This window comes from Candidatus Methanogranum gryphiswaldense, assembly GCA_019262145.1.
In the GTDB taxonomy this organism is placed as follows: domain Archaea; phylum Thermoplasmatota; class Thermoplasmata; order Methanomassiliicoccales; family Methanomethylophilaceae; genus Methanogranum; species Methanogranum gryphiswaldense.
The window spans coordinates 1,313,337-1,331,197 of the sequence record CP076745.1; the positions used below are offsets into that span (position 1 = coordinate 1,313,337).

Sequence of the window (17,861 nt, forward strand, 5' to 3'; positions counted from 1 at the left end):
TTTGTTTATTCGATACCAGCGCACGGATATCTCAAGTGAGTCAATATTGAACCTTCCCACTGCTCAAGTTTACCAGGATTTAGAATGTTCTTTGGATCCATGGCCTTCTTGATGGCAATTATACTTGAAAGCTCAGAAGCTCTTTCCTTCTTGAAATTAGGTGCCTTGGATATGCCTACGCCGTGCTCACCAGTGACTGTGCCTCCCAATTCCACACACACATCGAATATCTCATCTACGGCCTTGATACCTCTTTCCCACTCATCCTTGTTCGTAGGATCGATGAGCATCTTTGTATGAAGATTTCCGTCGGATGCGTGCCCGTATGTAGCGATTATTACATTGTACTTCGCAGCTATATCTTGGAATGCCTTGACCGCCTGTGGAACCTTAGAGACAGGCACTCCCATATCGTCCGCGAGAGACACCGATGCATAGTCTGGTTTCAATGCTGAAAGAGATGTCATTACTGATTTCCTAGCATCTGTCCATTTCGCTATTTGCTTATCATCAAAAGAAGGAGTTACAGCTATGGCACCTGTGGCCTTAGCCACATCCTCCACGATCTTTAGATCTCTGTGAATTATCTCATCCGTCTCCCCGTCAACCTCCACAATGACCAATGCGTTGACGTCGGGAAGTGGATGCCCACGCGCTTTGTTGACAGCTTCGATACTGACACTGTCCATAAGCTCACAGGAAGCAGGAATCAAAGGCTTTGCAATTAACGATGCAATGCATGTTCCAGCATCTGTCACGCTCTCAAAGCCGCACAGACACGATGCTGATTTCTTGGGCTTTGTGGTAAGTTTGAATGTTATCTCTGTTATTATGCCAAGAGTTCCTTCGGAACCGCACATGAGACGTGCGAGTTGATATCCAGATGAATCTTTGATTGTCCTTGTTCCACTGCGAACGATCTCCCCGTCGGACTTTACGAAGGTGAGTCCGAGAACAAAATCTCTTGTAGCCCCATATTTTACGGCCCTCATACCAGATGCATTGGTAGCTACCATGCCACCGACCTGACATGCCTCAGCTGATCCTGGCGATGGAGGAAAGAAAAACCCATGTTTCGAGAGTTCGGCGTTCAGATCGTTGTATATACAACCGGCCTCTACATCGACCCAAAGATCTGCTACACTGATATTCTTGATCTTGTCCATCTTCTGCATCGCCATGACGATGCCCCCTTTTATGGGAACAGCCGACCCACATAGCCCTGTACCAGAACCTCTTGGGACAACGGGAATATTCTCCCTGTATGCGATCTTCATGATCTCTGACACCTGCTCCGTCGATCTTGGCTGAACAACGATCTCCGGAGTATTGTGGAATATCGACGCGTCGAACCCGTAAGTATAGAGGTCGGCAACCTTTGTAGAGTATCCGTCCTTGCCTACGATCTTCTCGATTTCGTCTATAATTCTCTGTTCCATTTGAACACCAAAGGCCCAAATATCCTATCAGATTATAAAACAAATAGATAGGCGTAATATAATTACGAATTTCGAAGATAGGCTTTTTAAATATTGAGGAGGTTTGCCACCCCCATGAAAACGAAAATCGTCCTCCTAGGCCCTCCGGGATCCGGAAAAGGTACCCAAGGGGAGAAACTCAGCGAAAAACTCGGCTATGTCAGACTGTCCACCGGCGACATGCTCCGTGAGGCTGTAAGGAACGGCACCGATCTAGGGAAAAAAGCAAAAGGATACATGGATAGTGGTGCACTCGTACCAAACGACCTTATAATCAACCTAATGAAAGAAAAGATCGAATCCCTCAAACCTGGAACTGGTGTCATATTTGACGGCTTCCCGAGAACCGTTGAACAGGCCGATGCTTTGGGAGAGCAAATAAACATTGATCTGGCACTTAATCTTGATGTCGATGATGAGGAACTCATTGCCAGACTCACCGAAAGACGCAGCTGTCCAGAATGCAATTCTGTATATCACCTGATCTATAATGCACCTAAGAACGAGGGACACTGTGACAAGTGCGGGTCCGACCTCTACCAGAGAGATGACGATAAAGAACAGACCGTCAGGAACAGACTGAATGTTTATCGCGAGAACACTCTCCCGCTCATAAACTACTACAAGAACAAAGGTACACTTGTAACTCTTCCTGGCACCGGTGACATCTCCGAGATTTTCGAAAAAGTCAAAAAGGCTATCCAGTAAACTTTTTTGCAGGCTCCGGCCTGCATTCCCTTTCAACAAAAAACATTATAAAGTATTTCGCGATAAGCGGAATCGATAGCCTCGTAGTGTAGTGGTCAATCATGCGGGATTCTGGATCCTGCGACCGCAGTTCGAATCTGCGCGAGGCTACCATTTTCTTACTGGCTATTAAAGATTCCAGATTGTCAAAATATCAATGCTTCTTGAATTCACGATATTCAAATTTTTACTCCTGCTTCCACCATCATTGGTAGATCCGTTCCTGGCCTTTCAATTACATTATATAGAGACAATACGGTATTAATTCGCGGATATCAATATCCGCAGGAAAGGCACTAAATGATATCTGATAAAGTAGTAAAAATCATTAGCGAACAAATAAACATGGAATATGCTTCTGCATACATATATCTGGATATGTCCACCGCAATGGACCACCAAGGTTTCAAAGGGTATGCAAAATGGCTCTTCATACAGTACAAGGAAGAATTGAAACACGCTGAGAAATTCATAGATTTCCTTCAAAGAAGAGGTACAGAACCTGTTCTGACCGATATAGCAGCACCAAAACTTACTGCCAAAGCCCCATTAGAAATTGCCAAAGCAGCATACGCCCATGAAATGAAAGTTTCTGCTTCGATAGACAAAATCTACGACCTCGCAGTCAAAGAAGGCGACCATGCATCGGCCTCATTCCTCAAATGGTACATTGATGAACAAGTGGAAGAGGAAGAGAATACAAGGAACATCGTCGATATGTTCACAATAGCCGGTAACGATACGCTTTCTAAATTCGAGATCGATAAGCTCTTGGGAAAAAGAGACGATTGAAATATCAGGCCCTAGGGCCTTAATTTTTTATTTAATTCATCATGAACCGCACATGATAACTTAAATCCGCACCTGCAATGCTACCTATCGCCCTGGATGTGCTTTTATTTTCCAATTTTATTTGAAAGATGACATTCCGATATCATATGAAAACACCAAATAATTAAACAGAATGACTAGTATTAGCTGCCATGAATTCGGAAATGCTGACGATCATCGCATGTGTCGCGGTCGGCGGTGCGATTGGTGCCGTATTGAGATATCTTCTCGGACACTACGTATGCAGTCCCACATTTCCATGGGGAACATTCTTGGTCAACATGATCGGATGCACCCTTTTAGCATTCCTAACATTCTCTGTAAGCGGACAGATGTCCAGCAATATGAAATTCTTTGCATTCACTGGTATATTCGGTGCATTCACCACGATGTCCACATTCACGGTCGAGACAGTGTCTCTATTCTACGACGGGGAGATGCTGAAGGCCTTCGAGAATGTTATGCTCAATGGAGGGGCATGTCTCCTGGGCGCATTTGCAGGAAGGTATCTGGCACTTTTGATATGATCAGAGTTCCCTCTCGGTCCCATCGCAAAGATTCTTGAAATAAAGGACCCCTTCTTCAGGTCCTTTGGCTATCATGACATCCCCTGCTTTGATTACCGTTCCCCTTCCCGGTCCAAATACGTATGTCCTATCGCGCTTGAAAGCTATGACGAACATACCGCTTATCGTACTCAAACTCACGTCTCCGAAAGTCTTTCCCACCAATACGGAATCTTCAGATACCTTTCCTATCGCAATGGTAGTCTCGGACTCCTTGATGGACATCGCAAGTACGGGATGCTCACCCAATCCTCTGAGGACCACATCCGCGATAGACCTGGCGGCCTCGGCGATACACATTATAGAGGTTTGAAGCCTTATGACCACCGCGATCTTCGCTACCTCACCAGGATCGCTCTTTCCCAATTCAATGGCTGCATCCTGGATCTTTATCGATAACTCATCGAGCGTGTCCGAAAGGAAGATCACCTCTTCAGCAATCTCTGTATTATTGTATAACAGTGAAGAATATGCCAGATCCACCATGAACTCAGATGTGTCCTTCAATTCAAGAAGCATTAACTCGAGTCTGTTCATTCGTCCTCATACTCCTCAAGATTCTCTGCTTCATCCTCTGCTTCTTCAGGTTCCTCATCCGACTCTTCCGGGAACTCCCAAGACATCACACCGTCAGCGAACTTCACAAGACGATTGTATCCGTCCTCTGTTCCGCGCACTATGATATCATCGTTCGCACGTACCTTCACTTCATCTTCAGGGTCATATGTCCAGCCCTGACGATTCTTAATAGCTATTATCTTACAGCCTGTACATGCCTCAACGGCCAACTGTCCTATTGTATATCCTACCATTCCAGAATTCGGTTTGACCTTGGTGGCACGGATCTTTTCGTCTGACTCGTACAACATTGCCGATACGAACGGACGTCTGTCCAACGGTACATCTAGAAGGTCCACTATGTCTGCCGCGGCATCCGATATCCTGTCTGCCGCGGAAGCGACCTGCAGAAGGCCAGATAACTGCCTGGCATCCTCTTTTGTCCTTGATGATAATAGCACTTTATAACGAATTGCGAACTTGAGATTGTTCATCTCTTCCTCAAGCTCATTAACCTTATCTGCCATGCTCTCGCTGTTGTACATGAGAGACGCGTAAGCCAAATCTACAATGACTTCCGAAGTATCCTTCATTTCTGTCAAAAGTTCGCGGACGGTCATATCGACATGGTCCAGCTTTTTGAAGTCTTCAGGCTCGCTCATAGCAAGCCCCCCGCATTACATCCGGAAGAGCTACTATTGCCCTCCGGGTCATCTGAGTTGATCGACAATTTCGGTCACCTTTTCTGATTATTCTTTCAGTGAGCAATCCAACGTGTTACTTGTATATTAAAAATTTTACCAGCCTTTAAGTAATATCAATGAATTCGTCGTTTGATAATAATGTCATGAGGTGATTTTTTGGCGATCGTGAGTTCAATAAGCGACTTTGTTGTTCGGAACAGAACCGTGTTCATAATGGGGCTCGCTGCACTCATAATCGCCGGTACCGCTGACCTGTTCGCCGGTCTCCTCCTTGACAGCATGGAAGAGTACCTTCTCCTGATACCTGGAATGATGGTGTTGATCTACAGTGCGATCGGGATGCGCGGTAATATATTCGGCGCCATGGGGAGCCGTATCGGCACTGCGATGCACATGGGTACATTCCAGATGAATTTCAAGAAAGGCGGTGTACTCAGAGCCAACATAGAATCCGCGATGTGTCTCTCCCTCGTCCTTTCTGCGGCGATGGGAATTGTCACTTGGGTCGTAGCCAAATATTTGTTCAACGGACCGTACAGCGTTTGGGACTTCGTTTTCATCTCCTCCTTGGGTGGACTCCTTTCCGGAATGTTGGTCGTTTTATTCAACATACTCATAGCAAAGGAAGGATACAAGAAGGACTGGGATGTGGACAATATTACTGCACCCCTGATAGCAGCCATTGGTGATATTATCACAATGCCGATGATATTCCTGTCGACAATACTATTCTTGAAAATACTGGACCTTAACACCGGAGAACAAATGGTCATGGTATTCGCGATCATATTCATCGTGGCCGCTGTCGTGTATACGGCCAAGATCGTCCTCAGAGAATATAGTAAAAGAGATTACTCCGGAGAAACAAAAAGGATAGTCATCAATTCACTTCCTGTCCTTTTATTCTGCCTTATATTCGAAATTGGAGCGGGTATCACCATACAGAACGAAGAAGAAAAACTGTTCGAATACTCTGTTCTCCTGATCATGCTTCCTGCGTTCCTCAATCAGGGGAATGCGCTTTCTGGAATGCTGACCTCAAGGCTCTCTTCTATGATCCATTTAGGTACTCTAAAGACGAAGGCAGTGCCTTCCAGTGATGCTCTAGAGAACTTCAACATCATGTACATATGCGCCATGCTTACTTTCCTATACATAGGTCTGATGGCCTATTTGGCAACAATCCTCTTCTCTGGAGGATCCGACAATATGGGAATAGGTACCGCGTTGCTCATAATCTTGATCGCAGGATTCCTTGCCACGACACTTTTGAATTTCCTATCCTATTATGTTGCCATATTGGCAACCAGATTTGGTCTGGACCCCGACGACCACTGTATTCCCATCACATCTTCGATAATGGATCTGATCGGTTCCATGATTCTGGTCGGTGTGATACTATTCTTCATCTGACCTCCCACTAAAAGGTTATATTACGCGGAGGCTATCGAGTGCACAGAGGTAAACCGATGATAAGCAGAGATGAAGTTTTGGCCAATCTGAATAAATACGATCTCAGAGAAGCCAAGATCGGAGTTGTGGCATCACACTCTGCCTTAGATACGTGTGACGGTGCGATTTCTGAAAAATTTCATACCGTAGCCGTGTGTGAAAAAGGAAGAGAGAGGACATTTGCGAATTATTTCAAAACCCAGAGGGATCCCTCGGGTAACATAATCCGCGGAGTGGTCGACGAAACTATCATGGTCGACAAGTTCAAAAATATCATCCAACCACAGATCCAACAAGAGCTGATCAAAAAGAACGTTCTCTTCGTTCCCAACAGATCCTTTGTATCTTATTCAGGCATTGATGCAGTCGAAGATGATTTCAAAGTACCGATAGTAGGAAGCAGAAATCTTCTAAGGTCTGAAGAAAGAGGGGATGAGAAGGACTATTACTGGATATTAGAAAAGGCAGGAATGCCGTTCCCTAAAAAAGTATCAAGGCCCGAAGATATCGAAGACCTTACGATCGTCAAAGTTCACCACAAGGTCAAGAAACTCGAAAGAGGATTCTTTACCGTGAAGGATTATGATCAATTCGTAGAAAAATCTACAGAACTCATAAAACAGGGAGTCATCGAGGAAAATTTCCTAGAAGAGGCCAGAATGGAACAGTATATCATCGGTCCTGTCTTCAATCTGGACTTCTTCCGCTCACCTCTTGAAGAACACGGGGAGCAGATAGAACTACTTGGGGTCGACTGGAGATTCGAAAGCTCGCTTGACGGATACTGCAGACTTCCAGGAAAACAACAGGTCGAACTCGAGAACGACGGCATAATACCAGAATATACTGTTTGCGGTCACAATTCGGCAACCCTTAGAGAATCGTTGCTGGACAAAGCATTCGACATGGCTGAGAAATATGTAGCGGCAACAAAAAAATACTACAACCCTGGTATAATAGGACCTTTCTGCTTACAGACATGTGTTGATAAGGACCTAAACTTCTACGTTTACGATGTTGCACCCCGCATAGGCGGAGGAACCAATGTCCACATGTCCGTCGGACATCCATATGGAAACGCACTCTGGAGGAAAGAGATGAGCACCGGAAGGAGACTTGCGATGGAGATCAGGAAGGCAATTGACGCAGAACGCGTCGAAGAAATCATTACCTGAGGGAATTCAAATGAAAACCAAAAAAATATTAGTAATCACGGCCGCAATGATGCTGACATTGGTACTGGGCTTAAGTATGGTTGACCAGGAAGAATCCGATGCTACTGTCTCAATAATAGAGGCCTATCAGGACACGATCACACCTGACGGTGGAACCATATATGTTCAATTCAACAGCACGGAAGGCGTAGACAGGGAAATAACCATCACAATCACCAACTCCAATACGGGGTCTACTGTTGGTACAGCTACGATAACAATACCTGCAGATACGGAAAATTACAAAGCTTCAGTACATGTTAATTTGGGCGGTACTGGAGAATATAATATCAAAATAACATGTGCACCAACATCTTATTTCGATAACAAAGAGGCGTATTACACAACAACAATTACAGTAAATGTAACAGAATCCATATGGTCCAGTTGGACCGCATATGCAGCGATCATCATTGTGGTCATAATAATTGTAATTGCTATATTCCTACACATGCGTAACGCCCCGAAGATCAAACCAGACAAAACATTCACAGAGCTCGAATCTGAAAGAAACGATGGTAAGCCCTCCAGATCGACAGAACGTATTGCATCCTCTACCGAGAGAAAAAAATACAAATCAACGAAATCTGAAACAACGCAGGAACCCCCTGTAAAAAAGACAGAACCTGTGAAGGAAGAACCAAAGAAAGCACAGAGTTTCACAGAAATGGAAGAAAAGAAGAAAGTAGCAAAAGAGAAGAAAGATTCCTCCGATGATACTGAATCTAAGAAGCCTAAATATGTGAGCTCTAGAAGAAAATAAACAATTTATACGGCCCCTTCCGAAAAGGAGGGGGCCGTTAAATCTAAATTTTAAAGTTTCAAATTGGGATCTTGAAGATCGAGCAACGCGATCTCGCGCCTATCCATAAAGAATCCTGCTTTCTTATGAAGCATTATTGAGGGAGCATTGTCGGACTGTATCATACTGTGGGCTACCTGACCGCCCATCTCGCGTCCTTTTCTCAAGACCTCTCTCAGAAGTTTATATCCGATCGCATTATGACGAACATATGGATGGACCCCCATGTTCTCGATCCAGACAAGATTGTCCACATCCGCTATGTGATGCAACATCTGAGCAAATATGAATCCATAGATCTCCCCATCTTCTTCAGCGACAAAACTTAGGCCGCTATCGAGATATGCCTTGAAATGATTCTTACTACTCGCGCCGATGTTCTCCTTCCACTGCTGAGGAAGGTCTTCCCACTTGTTCTCTAATGTCTTGGCGAAATATTCTCTGATACAGGATAGCTCTAATTCCCTGACCTTCTCGATATCTTTGAGTTTCAATGGGCGTATATCCATCTTACATCTCCTCTGGTGCTTCCATTCCCAGACATGATATGACATTCTTAAGAACGGTCTGTGTGCATTCGACCAAGGTCAAACGGGCATTTCTGTTATTTCCCGCAACTAGTACAGGCACTGCTGCATAGAACTGATTGAACGCCGAGGCCACCTCATGCCCGTATGCCGGAAGCATATTGATGCGCTTCTGCTCTCCTGCCACCTGGATCGCTGCCTCAAATCTTGAAAGGACCTTGATCAGTTTTATCTCATACTCGTCTGTGAGCTTGGCTGGATCGTAATCATATTCGAAATCCCCCGCCTTTCTGAGCATACTGCATGTCCTAGCATAAACATACTGAAGATATGGTCCACTGTTCCCATCAAAATTAAGAGCATCTTCCCATTTGAAAACGAATTGCTTCTCCGGACTCACCCTTACGATGTTGTATCTGATCGCACCAACACCGATCTGTTTTGCGATGTCTCTCATCTTTTGTTCCGAAAGATCGGAGCGTCTGCTCTTGATTTCTTCATAGGCACGCGCGACGGCCTCATCGATAAGATCGTCCAAATAGACAACGACGCCTCTTCTGGTGGACATCTTTCCCTCAGGAAGTGAAACGAATGAATAGAACATTGCCTCTGGCATCCTTTCGCATCCCAGGATCTCCAACGCGGAACACAGCTGTTTGGAACCGAGCTTCTGATCCTCACCGAGGACATCTATCACAATATCTGCCCTGCTAAACTTATCAAGATGGTACGCAAGGTCCCTGGTGGTATACAATGTGGTACCATCGGACCTCGTGAATGTGAATTTGGTATTCTTTCCCTGCACACCGAAATCCTTGAGATCTAGGAACCAGGCTCCGTCTTCCGACTGACCGGCATATTTGGATGTCTTGAGTCTCTCGACAATTGCCCTTGCGGAACCATCCGCTATGAAATCCGATTCCCAGGTATATTTGTCAAGAGTAACATTTATGTATGCCAGTGTATCCTTCAAGCCACCGAGCATTATCTCCGCAGTCTGTCTTACCATGGTGATGGTCTCTTGATCTCCAGCCTCGAATTTCCTCAGAAGCTCCGATATGTGCTCCTGTACTGCTGGATCTTCCTCCATCATCTTATTCGCAAGACGGTAATTTGCAACCAATTGATGGTCTGGCTTATCGCGCTCTTCTTTCTTCTCGACCTTTTCTGCAGGAATGTTGTTCACACCCCATGCGAGTATTACCACTTGCTTACCCACGTCATTCACGTAATACTCGGTCTGTATCTCATACCCGCATCTTGCCAGACATCTTGCCAACGTATCCCCTATGATGGGATTTCTGGCCCTTCCAACATGAATGGGGCCGGTGGGATTTGTCGAAGTATGTTCGACATTGATCTTTTTACCTTTGGACGGCAGGGTGCCGTAATCGTTCCCCTTCTCCACTATGTCTTGAAGTGTAGCTTTTACCAGTACATTCTGGTCCATCATGAAATTGAGATACCCGTTCAACGCGGATATGCCTGTTATCAACCCATGCGGAACGATCGCTTCCGAGATCTTGATGGCTATATCCTTTGGAGGCATCCTCATCTCCTTGGACATGGTAAAACAGGGAACAGACAGGTCTGCCATTTCTGAGACCTCTGTTACAAATTGAATTCCTGGAAATCCCATATCTGAAAGTACTTCACTCACAGCCTCTGAGACCTCATCGCTAAACTGATTCTGGACCTTCATATTCATGCCACCTTGTACCTTAGAAGTGCAGCTACACCGCCGAACGCCTTAAGGAGCATATCTCCCTCTTCCGAATCTCCGGAGATCAACTGTAAACGTGCATTGAATGAATCTGCGATCTCAAAGAAGTTGTCAATGAGATCTTCCGAATTGGTTATCTTGACAAGCTGTTGGCACTCTGGACAGACAATGGACTCGTCCGTATTGGCCACGGTCATTACATGAGTGTGCCCGTTAGAACAGACCACCGTCACGCGACTTTTCTTGAGGGTCTCGGATATCAGCAGTACATCCACAGCACCCAGTTCTGCAGCGGCCCTTACCTCAGCCTCTCCGTATGCGGAAAGGCCCCCGTCTTGTTTCCTGATCTCTCTAAAGAGTCTCTGCATGTAATCTTTCTCTATTGTAAGTTGCATGTCCTGTATTGCATCCTGCGCATCATCCACAAGTTCCTTGAGTCCTGATTCGTCGGTATATCCTGTATCGAATAGGGGACTTACGACCTTTTTCTGAAGTTCGTGATGAAGATAATTCTCTTTAACAAAGAAATCCTTTGTAGCGCCTGGCCCTCCAACTAGGATGCCTTGCATCTCCAATATGCTGTCAAGGAAAACAGTGGTCGCATTGTCCGCAACCTTCTTGTAGAATTCGTGAGCCGCGATCTCGATCAATCTTTCAAAACGGACGGACGACTGACCTCCTTGGTGATGCTTTGATGGAACTAATGAATCGAAATGCTTCAATACAGTTATCTTGCTGCCCGAAAGCATACCTATCGTGGCCTCTTTCCTGTCGATAACAATGAGACCGTAGTATTTTTTATCTAAAAGCATACTCTCTAGAGGTTCAGTAAAGAATGTTGAGTCACATCTGTAAAGGAATGCCGTTATCGCCTCTGGGGGTTCTATTACGTATTGGACCATCTTTGTCTGGTCACCTGCGCGAGGTACTTCTCCGCAGAATATGACGACACCATTCGCAGGTGCAGCTTTGTATGTCTTCAAACGTGACATAATGGAGTCTATCGCTCCTGTCACATTCTTCAAGGTTGTCTTTGATTTTATATTGGACGCCTGGGACTGCTCTTCCCTCAAATAGGCCATTACATCGGATATCAATTTGGTCTGTGGGACATAAACAGAAATCAGCTCTGTTCCCCTTCCCTTATAATCTGTGATCTCCTGCATTGCCTTCTTGAAGTCGTATCGTGCTCTATCCACAGTATTTGTTTCGCCCATTTGGCTCACCAATATATTTATCTAAATTGCGCATATGTATTAAATGTATTGTATATGAGCAAAAATAAGGTTGTGGTATCGATCGGAGGATCGATTTTGATCCCTGACAGCAACGATTCTGTTTTCATTAGAAGCTTGGCTGATATGATTAAAGAATTGAACAAAGAGGTTCAGATCGTGATCATATGTGGAGGCGGTAAGATCGCAAGATATTATGCGAATATCTCGTCGGAACTTGGAGCCACCACGTACCAACAAGACATGCTTGGCATAGGTACTACCAGGCTTAACGCTGAACTTTTAGCGATTGCTCTTGGAGATATATCTTCCACAGAGATCCCCCTTACGGCAAAGGATGCCGCCAAAATAAGCGTCCCTGGAAAAGTTGTGGTCATGGGAGGAACAGAACCTGGACACACTACCGATGCCGTCGCAGCCATGGTGGCCAAGGAAATTGGAGCTGATCGCGTCATAAATGCGACATCTGTTGATGCGGTGTATTCAACAGATCCTAAGAAGGACCCAAATGCCGTAAGATATCCCAAATTGACGATCAAGCAACTTGGAGAACTCATATACAAAGATCACGGCGCTGGAAAGTCCAGTGTCTTCGATCCTCTCGGCATAAAGATCGCCACTGAGAATAAGATAGATATCTTGATCGTCAATGGTAGAGACCTGAACGACCTAAGAAACGCCATTTTAGGAAATAATATACATGGAACGTTCGTCAATTCCCATTGATCGGTTCTAGATCTGCAGACCTTATCATATCATAGCCTGCGCCTTCAATGAGATCCACTAAATGGTGTTGCAGAGGCTTCCTGAGAGAATTCCTATGCAGATATACCATATTTGTACCAGTAGAACTAGTGGCATCGTGGAGAATTCTCAATACATCTTCGTCATCCCTGCCTTCGATCTGGTAATTGGGAACCATATGTCCAAAATTCACCTGATATGATAACGCCACCTCGGTAAAACGAGGCGCATAATGTCCTCCGGCAACCCCTACGACATTCGGATAATCGTTCTCACCCATATCTGTAAGGACCTTGGCCAGGATCTCGGCCGCATGTATATTGCCCCAGTTGCGTTCATCCGAACCTATCTCTATGAAAAATGTCGGTTTTTCTAACCAAGGACCGTGATGAGTGACCTCAAAACACTTCTGGAATTCCGGCATATCACAATATTTCGAGATGCATCTCATCGCATCGGTCATCAAGGACGGACAAGGTCTTACCAATCCTTTTTCCTTTCCGCCATAAAGATTCTCGTGATAATTACCTATAGGATGTACAGTAAGTGCTGGGTCTCCCGAAGCGGCAGAATGTTTTGACATAAATATCACTACATCGACATTTATGCCGAACCCACTTGCAACATCATCTAGACCATCGGTAAATATATGCAGGTCCGGCGTAGACAGGATATAATCCTCGCCATTATAGTGGAATTTGTATTTGCCCTGAGTTCCCGCATCTTCCCATCCTCCAATCTTTAGAAGCTGATCCCTCATATTGACTGAGGGGAGGTCGGGTTCACTGCATACGAAGACCTTTGACATGGCACCACTTAATGGTATAGCAATTGCGAAGATGATATAAATCCATGTTCTGATGCTCCGCTCGATGCCGACCGAGAACATAACGATCAGAGAACGTCTCCTTCTTCACCTCAACCGTTTTCCGGAATACAGCCCGGACGAGATTTATAACATACCATTCGACCTGACACAGGATGGGATCGCATCCGTTCTTGGCATATCGCGCGCACATGCATCCCTGGAACTAAAAAAGCTAAGGGAAACGGAAAAGGTCTATGAGTGGCTGGCACATATAAAATCATCAGGTTCCAAACGAAAAGCCTATTGCCTCTCACCTGACGGTATGAGAGATGCGAATCTACTGAAAGAAAGATTCATCTCAGAAGGAGTGTCGATTGGAAGTCTACTTGATATGAAAAGATGCGACCCCAATGTGATGTGGGATGCATTGAGCGCAGAAGATCGCGAGACATTCGGATTGGCCTGCACATTCAGAGAACCGATACCCAGAAGAACAATACCTGATACAAATACTGGAATAATACCTGCTGATTTTGAAGGCATGGTACGGATATCTGAAGAAGTTCGCCGTAAATACCTAGGTGTTGCGAGCAAAGAAAAAATAAAAGACTGGCACAGTCGTGCCGCAGACTGGTATATCGACAATAGTGATAATGAACAGGAAAAATTATTTCATTTATCCTCTGCAGGCAGAGATACTGAAGCCACAAAACTTTTGATCAAAAACGCAGAGAAGTTTATTGAAAATCCCAATGAAGACCTTTTAGAGATCGTTAAAAACATAAATGTACCACCGAAATATAACGAGACGGTACTTGGTATCCGCGCGGTCATCGCTCTGGACTGCCTAAATACCCAGGATGCAGAATTCTGTGCGGACAGACTAGAAGAATACGGATCTATCGACTCGACGATAATACGCTCAGAATCCGATATGATCAACAACGATCCCTACAAAGCCTACGAACGTTCCATTGAAACTTACAAGTCATCACAAACACCAAGTCTTGCACTTGTCACTGCAAAAGCACTTTTCAAAATGAAAAAATACGATGAGGCCGAGAAATTCATTTCAGAGGCCGTAAAAACATTCACCGACTCCGGAGATGTGAGTCATCTGGATGAGATAATGGTCCTCAGAGCAGGTATTGCGCATGCACATGGGAAGAACGATGACTGCATCAGCTACCTGAACAAAGCATTGAGATCTTGCAGAAAGGACTCTTACAGATCGAAGGTCAAGGACATCATATCCAGCATCAATGATGGTAAAGATGATGTCCATTTCCTCTGATCAAAGGATCGGGTTCTTCTTCAAAGTATCCAGATCAGATATGTAAAGTTCCCTAATGTCCTTGATGTTCCATTTTAGCATGGCCAATCTCTCGAATCCGAATCCCCATGCGAGTACTGGACATTTAACTCCGAATGGTTCCACCACTTCAGGCCTGAATATACCGGCACCACCGAGCTCCATCCACTTCCCATTGAAGAAGACCTCCAATTCCAGAGAAGGTTCCGTATATGGGAAATATGCTGGCCTTATCCTTATTTGATCGAATCCCATCCTGGAATAGAACTCTTTGATCATGGATATCAACATGTCAAAATCGGCGTTCTCATCTATCACGAGCCCCTCGATCTGAGTAAATTCCGGGAGATGAGTAGCATCTATGGATTCATTCCTGAATATCCTGGAAATTGAGAATGCCTTTTGTGGCGCATCAGGATGCTCTGCGATATATCTGATGCTGCTGACGGTACTGTGTGTCCTAAGCAATGCCAGTTCCGCCTTATCTCTTGACCAGGTTCCTCCCCATCCGGTAGAACCGGTGTTACCTCCGTGCTCGTGCTCGCATTTCACCTTCATGACGAGTTCCTCGTCATCAATATGGATCGATTTAGGATTCTCTAGATAGAATGTGTCCTGGAGATCCCTTGCAGGGTGGTCCTGAGGTGTGAAAAGAACATCAAGGTTCCAGAATGCTGGCTGAACATATTCAGACGCCATCTCGGTGAATCCCATGTCTGTAAAGAGCCTCCTGACCTCGAAACCCAATCTCGAAAGAGGATGTTTCTTTGCAGGCACCATTGAAGGTGCGAATGTCTGAACATCGTATTTACGGAAATCAACACTCTCCCATTCCCTGTTTTGAATGATACGATCCGTAACATCGGTGATCTGCTTCTTCAGTTCGATACCAGATCTGACGGCCTTATGCCCGTCCGATGTAAGTGTTATCTCTCTGAGGGTTATCATCCTCTCCTGGATCATGCCCTGACGACCTTTTAGGTCTTTTATTATCCTCGGATCGGCGTCCTTTTCCTCCAAAGGCCCCTTTGAAAGAGCTTCGAGTAAAAGCTCGTCCGGCATATTGGATCCTAATGCGGTCTTGCCTGCTGCAGTTAAGATTAGGTATTTGCCGTCACCTTCTTTGACGATCTCCGCAAGACCCTTTCTCTTGAGCCATCCAACAGCGATCTTGTCATCTCCGTTGAGCATTTTCTTAGAAAGAAGATCTAGGTCCATCTTTCCGCCATTCGCAGATATGAATGAAATAGCACGTCTTTCCGGAAGACCCTCGCAAACTATCTTTGGATCTGAGATCTCGAAGAATTTGAAGGATTCTTCCTTCATCTTGACAAGTCCTTTGGACGATAGCCAAGAAGCAGCTCCCATTATCTCTACCTCGAGATCGAATTTACCTGCCGAAATAAGATCCGCTGGAGTACTGCTGCCTCCTGCCTCTTCGAGTGCCAATAACAGTCTTTTCTCATTATAGCTAAGTCCTTCGAGGACGTCCATCATATCCATTTTATCACCATTTGAAACCTTCGAAGGTCATGGAATCCACGACCCCTCTGGCTTCCTCTCTCTTCGCCTGGTGTTCCTCAAGGAACACATTTATCTTGTTCGTAAGCACCATCTTGCATTCGCCACAAAGTATCTCGCCGCGTCTGCATTTTTCAGCCATCTCATTGACCTTTGAGTCATCCTTCTCAAAAAGATAGTAATTGTACTTGAATACTGCACAGACCTCGGGATTACCGCCTTTGGTCTTCTGTTCTTCGACAGTGACACACCCTCCAGTGAATGCTTTTCCAACCTTTTTCTTTACCTCTTTAGGCTTATCGGTCGTATATATCGTGGCCATCGGGTCTGAGGATGACATCTTGTCACCACCGCTTAAACCGGGGAACATCTTGCAATAAAGCATCGCGGGTTTAGGATAGTTGAGTCCTGGTGCCACATCCCTTGCGACCCTGAAATGAGGATCCTGGTCGATTCCGCACGGAATAAGGCATGGAACCTGTTTTCCAGACTGTTCTGTGGGAAGGAACGCGGGTGCAGCCTGTATCGTGGTAAAGAATATTGAACCGATATTGGTAGAATTATCAAATCCGAATACAGCCTTTGCCGTTGAAAAAGTGACCTTCTTTGCCACCTTCAAAGATATTGGATATAGTGTCTTTATACACTCGGAATCCAAGATTATCTTTGTATTGTCCGGATCGAAACCCAAAGCTACGAAATCCAAGGCGTTCTCATATGCAAGACCCCTTGTTTCCTGTAAGGTCAGATCTTTGAAAAGGAACTTTTCATCATCGGTCATTTGAAAAAGCATCGGTACCTTGAACGTATCCTGTATCCATTTGTTGAAGATCCAAGGCATCAGATGTCCCAAATGTGTATTACCTGAAGGACCTCTTCCGGTATAGAGGAAGAACTTATTCCCCTTATCATACTGGTCCAGCAATTGGTTCAGATCCCTATGGCAATAGAATATTCCCCTCCTGAGCATTGGATGGATCTCTCCATATCCTCCAAGTCTTTTCAGTAGACCTTCGTCTATAGGCGTCGTTCCGAAATTCTGCATCAGACGCTCATAGTCGATGTCTCCAGTGACCTCCCAGGGCGTGACCTTGAAATCCTCTGCCATATTTGACCTGGGACGAGTAGCGATAACATCGTTTTTAATGTTTCGAGTGGACTCGCACGATAAATCCCTTTATATGGGAATAACATTCACAATGACCATGTGGAAGATACTCGGCAAGGACACCATCTATCTGGATATCGGAAAGACGGCAAGAGATAGATTTGAGGAATTGGCAGGCAAGGATGACAAAGCCAAGGAATTCAAAGACCTACTTGATAGATCCGAGATAAACTTCATGATCAATGGGGCCACTGAGTACAATACCTTCTTCTTCAAGGTACCGGACGAGTTCACCCCAGAACAGATCCAATTTATGGCCGACGTTACTCTCTCCATCGTACGTGAGAGTACAGTCCCCATGATAGAGGTGGAAAACGTAGAACAAAGGTTCCTGATAATATTCACCAATGATAAGGAACCCGAACTTCTTGGTATCCGTAAGACACCTGGAATGTCATCCGGAGCGATATTCAACCCCATAATTCAATCTTTAGATTCACCTGGAAAATTGAACAGACAATTTGAATGAAT

18 protein-coding genes and 1 tRNA gene are annotated in these 17,861 nt (G+C 45.1%); 10 read left to right on the forward strand and 9 right to left on the reverse strand.

Features of this window, described 5'->3' with window-relative positions:
• Positions 1-5 precede the first annotated feature (5 nt).
• Positions 6-1,439 (reverse strand): FAD-binding oxidoreductase, encoded by a 1,434-nt coding sequence (locus tag KRP56_06705; GenBank protein ID UAL07502.1) that lies wholly within the window; start codon positions 1,437-1,439, stop codon positions 6-8.
• Positions 1,440-1,553: 114 nt separating this feature from the next.
• Here KRP56_06705 and KRP56_06710 point away from each other — a divergent pair, with 114 nt between their 5' ends.
• The 4 genes from KRP56_06710 to crcB all read left to right on the forward strand — a co-directional run bounded on the left by KRP56_06710 (position 1,554) and on the right by crcB (position 3,583).
• Positions 1,554-2,186: an adenylate kinase gene (locus KRP56_06710; protein UAL07503.1), complete on the forward strand. Its 633-nt coding sequence runs from the start codon at positions 1,554-1,556 to the stop codon at positions 2,184-2,186.
• Positions 2,187-2,263: 77 nt separating this feature from the next.
• Positions 2,264-2,339, forward strand: a tRNA-Gln gene (locus KRP56_06715).
• A 186-nt stretch (positions 2,340-2,525) separates the two neighbouring features.
• Positions 2,526-3,017 (forward strand): ferritin, encoded by a 492-nt coding sequence (locus KRP56_06720; protein ID UAL07504.1) that lies wholly within the window; start codon positions 2,526-2,528, stop codon positions 3,015-3,017.
• A gap of 203 nt (positions 3,018-3,220) precedes the next feature.
• A complete protein-coding gene (gene crcB, locus KRP56_06725) occupies positions 3,221-3,583 on the forward strand; it encodes a fluoride efflux transporter CrcB (GenBank protein ID UAL08495.1) in 363 nt (120 codons plus the stop codon).
• On the opposite strand, the gene KRP56_06730 is transcribed toward crcB, so the two are convergent.
• Together KRP56_06730 and KRP56_06735 are read right to left on the reverse strand one after the other, a co-directional pair.
• The gene (locus KRP56_06730) at positions 3,584-4,159 is read right to left on the reverse strand and encodes a potassium channel protein (GenBank protein ID UAL07505.1); all 576 of its coding nucleotides are present in this window, start codon (positions 4,157-4,159) and stop codon (positions 3,584-3,586) included.
• Entirely contained in the window at positions 4,156-4,842 is a 687-nt protein-coding gene (locus KRP56_06735; protein UAL07506.1) for a potassium transporter TrkA, read from the reverse strand. Before KRP56_06735 ends, KRP56_06730 begins: the two co-directional genes overlap by 4 nt.
• 255 nt (positions 4,843-5,097) lie before the next feature.
• On the opposite strand from KRP56_06735, the gene KRP56_06740 reads away from it, so the two are divergent.
• From KRP56_06740 to KRP56_06750, 3 genes are read left to right on the forward strand one after another with little or no spacing between them, the layout of a single operon-like run.
• Positions 5,098-6,297 (forward strand): magnesium transporter, encoded by a 1,200-nt coding sequence (locus KRP56_06740; GenBank protein ID UAL08496.1) that lies wholly within the window; start codon positions 5,098-5,100, stop codon positions 6,295-6,297.
• A 56-nt stretch (positions 6,298-6,353) separates the two neighbouring features.
• Positions 6,354-7,511 carry a formate--phosphoribosylaminoimidazolecarboxamide ligase family protein gene (locus KRP56_06745; GenBank protein UAL07507.1) on the forward strand — a complete coding sequence of 386 codons (1,158 nt, stop codon included), beginning with the start codon at positions 6,354-6,356 and terminating at the stop codon, positions 7,509-7,511.
• A 10-nt stretch (positions 7,512-7,521) separates the two neighbouring features.
• The gene (locus KRP56_06750) at positions 7,522-8,313 is read left to right on the forward strand and encodes a DUF3244 domain-containing protein (protein ID UAL07508.1); all 792 of its coding nucleotides are present in this window, start codon (positions 7,522-7,524) and stop codon (positions 8,311-8,313) included.
• Between the two features lie 50 nt (positions 8,314-8,363).
• Here the strand turns inward: KRP56_06750 and KRP56_06755 are convergent, their stop codons facing one another.
• From KRP56_06755 to prf1, 3 genes are read right to left on the reverse strand one after another with little or no spacing between them, the layout of a single operon-like run.
• On the reverse strand, positions 8,364-8,846 hold the full coding sequence (locus KRP56_06755) for a GNAT family N-acetyltransferase (GenBank protein UAL08497.1): 483 nt from the start codon (positions 8,844-8,846) through the stop codon (positions 8,364-8,366).
• A 16-nt stretch (positions 8,847-8,862) separates the two neighbouring features.
• A complete protein-coding gene (argS, locus tag KRP56_06760) occupies positions 8,863-10,581 on the reverse strand; it encodes an arginine--tRNA ligase (protein ID UAL07509.1) in 1,719 nt (572 codons plus the stop codon).
• A gap of 2 nt (positions 10,582-10,583) precedes the next feature.
• Positions 10,584-11,819: a peptide chain release factor aRF-1 gene (gene prf1, locus KRP56_06765; protein UAL07510.1), complete on the reverse strand. Its 1,236-nt coding sequence runs from the start codon at positions 11,817-11,819 to the stop codon at positions 10,584-10,586.
• 54 nt (positions 11,820-11,873) lie between these two features.
• Between prf1 and pyrH the strand changes: the two genes are divergently transcribed.
• A complete protein-coding gene (gene pyrH / locus KRP56_06770; protein UAL07511.1) occupies positions 11,874-12,563 on the forward strand; it encodes a UMP kinase in 690 nt (229 codons plus the stop codon).
• On the opposite strand, the gene KRP56_06775 is transcribed toward pyrH, so the two are convergent.
• A complete protein-coding gene (locus tag KRP56_06775; GenBank protein UAL08498.1) occupies positions 12,550-13,251 on the reverse strand; it encodes a D-aminoacyl-tRNA deacylase in 702 nt (233 codons plus the stop codon). The genes pyrH and KRP56_06775 overlap by 14 nt on opposite strands.
• A 202-nt stretch (positions 13,252-13,453) precedes the next feature.
• On the opposite strand from KRP56_06775, the gene KRP56_06780 reads away from it, so the two are divergent.
• Positions 13,454-14,683: a hypothetical protein gene (locus KRP56_06780; protein UAL07512.1), complete on the forward strand. Its 1,230-nt coding sequence runs from the start codon at positions 13,454-13,456 to the stop codon at positions 14,681-14,683.
• Here the strand turns inward: KRP56_06780 and KRP56_06785 are convergent, their stop codons facing one another.
• Positions 14,684-16,204 carry a phenylalanine--tRNA ligase subunit alpha gene (locus KRP56_06785; GenBank protein UAL07513.1) on the reverse strand — a complete coding sequence of 507 codons (1,521 nt, stop codon included), beginning with the start codon at positions 16,202-16,204 and terminating at the stop codon, positions 14,684-14,686.
• 4 nt (positions 16,205-16,208) lie between these two features.
• On the reverse strand, positions 16,209-17,330 hold the full coding sequence (locus KRP56_06790) for a tryptophan--tRNA ligase (protein ID UAL07514.1): 1,122 nt from the start codon (positions 17,328-17,330) through the stop codon (positions 16,209-16,211).
• Positions 17,331-17,427: 97 nt separating this feature from the next.
• Between KRP56_06790 and KRP56_06795 the strand changes: the two genes are divergently transcribed.
• Positions 17,428-17,859 carry a hypothetical protein gene (locus KRP56_06795; GenBank protein ID UAL07515.1) on the forward strand — a complete coding sequence of 144 codons (432 nt, stop codon included), beginning with the start codon at positions 17,428-17,430 and terminating at the stop codon, positions 17,857-17,859.
• Positions 17,860-17,861: the final 2 nt, after the last annotated feature.

Excerpts from the sequence above, each read along its gene's own strand:
- KRP56_06705 (UAL07502.1), bottom strand. The coding sequence starts at position 1,439 with ATGGAACAGAGAATTATAGACGAAATCGAGAAGATCGTAGGCAAGGAC.
- KRP56_06710 (UAL07503.1), top strand. The coding sequence starts at position 1,554 with ATGAAAACGAAAATCGTCCTCCTAGGCCCTCCGGGATCCGGAAAAGGT.
- KRP56_06720 (UAL07504.1), top strand. The coding sequence starts at position 2,526 with ATGATATCTGATAAAGTAGTAAAAATCATTAGCGAACAAATAAACATG.
- crcB (UAL08495.1), top strand. The coding sequence starts at position 3,221 with ATGCTGACGATCATCGCATGTGTCGCGGTCGGCGGTGCGATTGGTGCC.
- KRP56_06730 (UAL07505.1), bottom strand. The coding sequence starts at position 4,159 with ATGAACAGACTCGAGTTAATGCTTCTTGAATTGAAGGACACATCTGAG.
- KRP56_06735 (UAL07506.1), bottom strand. The coding sequence starts at position 4,842 with ATGAGCGAGCCTGAAGACTTCAAAAAGCTGGACCATGTCGATATGACC.
- KRP56_06740 (UAL08496.1), top strand. The coding sequence starts at position 5,098 with ATGGGGCTCGCTGCACTCATAATCGCCGGTACCGCTGACCTGTTCGCC.
- KRP56_06745 (UAL07507.1), top strand. The coding sequence starts at position 6,354 with ATGATAAGCAGAGATGAAGTTTTGGCCAATCTGAATAAATACGATCTC.
- KRP56_06750 (UAL07508.1), top strand. The coding sequence starts at position 7,522 with ATGAAAACCAAAAAAATATTAGTAATCACGGCCGCAATGATGCTGACA.
- argS (UAL07509.1), bottom strand. The coding sequence starts at position 10,581 with ATGAAGGTCCAGAATCAGTTTAGCGATGAGGTCTCAGAGGCTGTGAGT.
- prf1 (UAL07510.1), bottom strand. The coding sequence starts at position 11,819 with ATGGGCGAAACAAATACTGTGGATAGAGCACGATACGACTTCAAGAAG.
- pyrH (UAL07511.1), top strand. The coding sequence starts at position 11,874 with ATGAGCAAAAATAAGGTTGTGGTATCGATCGGAGGATCGATTTTGATC.
- KRP56_06780 (UAL07512.1), top strand. The coding sequence starts at position 13,454 with ATGCCGACCGAGAACATAACGATCAGAGAACGTCTCCTTCTTCACCTC.
- KRP56_06785 (UAL07513.1), bottom strand. The coding sequence starts at position 16,204 with ATGGATATGATGGACGTCCTCGAAGGACTTAGCTATAATGAGAAAAGA.
- KRP56_06790 (UAL07514.1), bottom strand. The coding sequence starts at position 17,330 with ATGGCAGAGGATTTCAAGGTCACGCCCTGGGAGGTCACTGGAGACATC.
- KRP56_06795 (UAL07515.1), top strand. The coding sequence starts at position 17,428 with ATGTGGAAGATACTCGGCAAGGACACCATCTATCTGGATATCGGAAAG.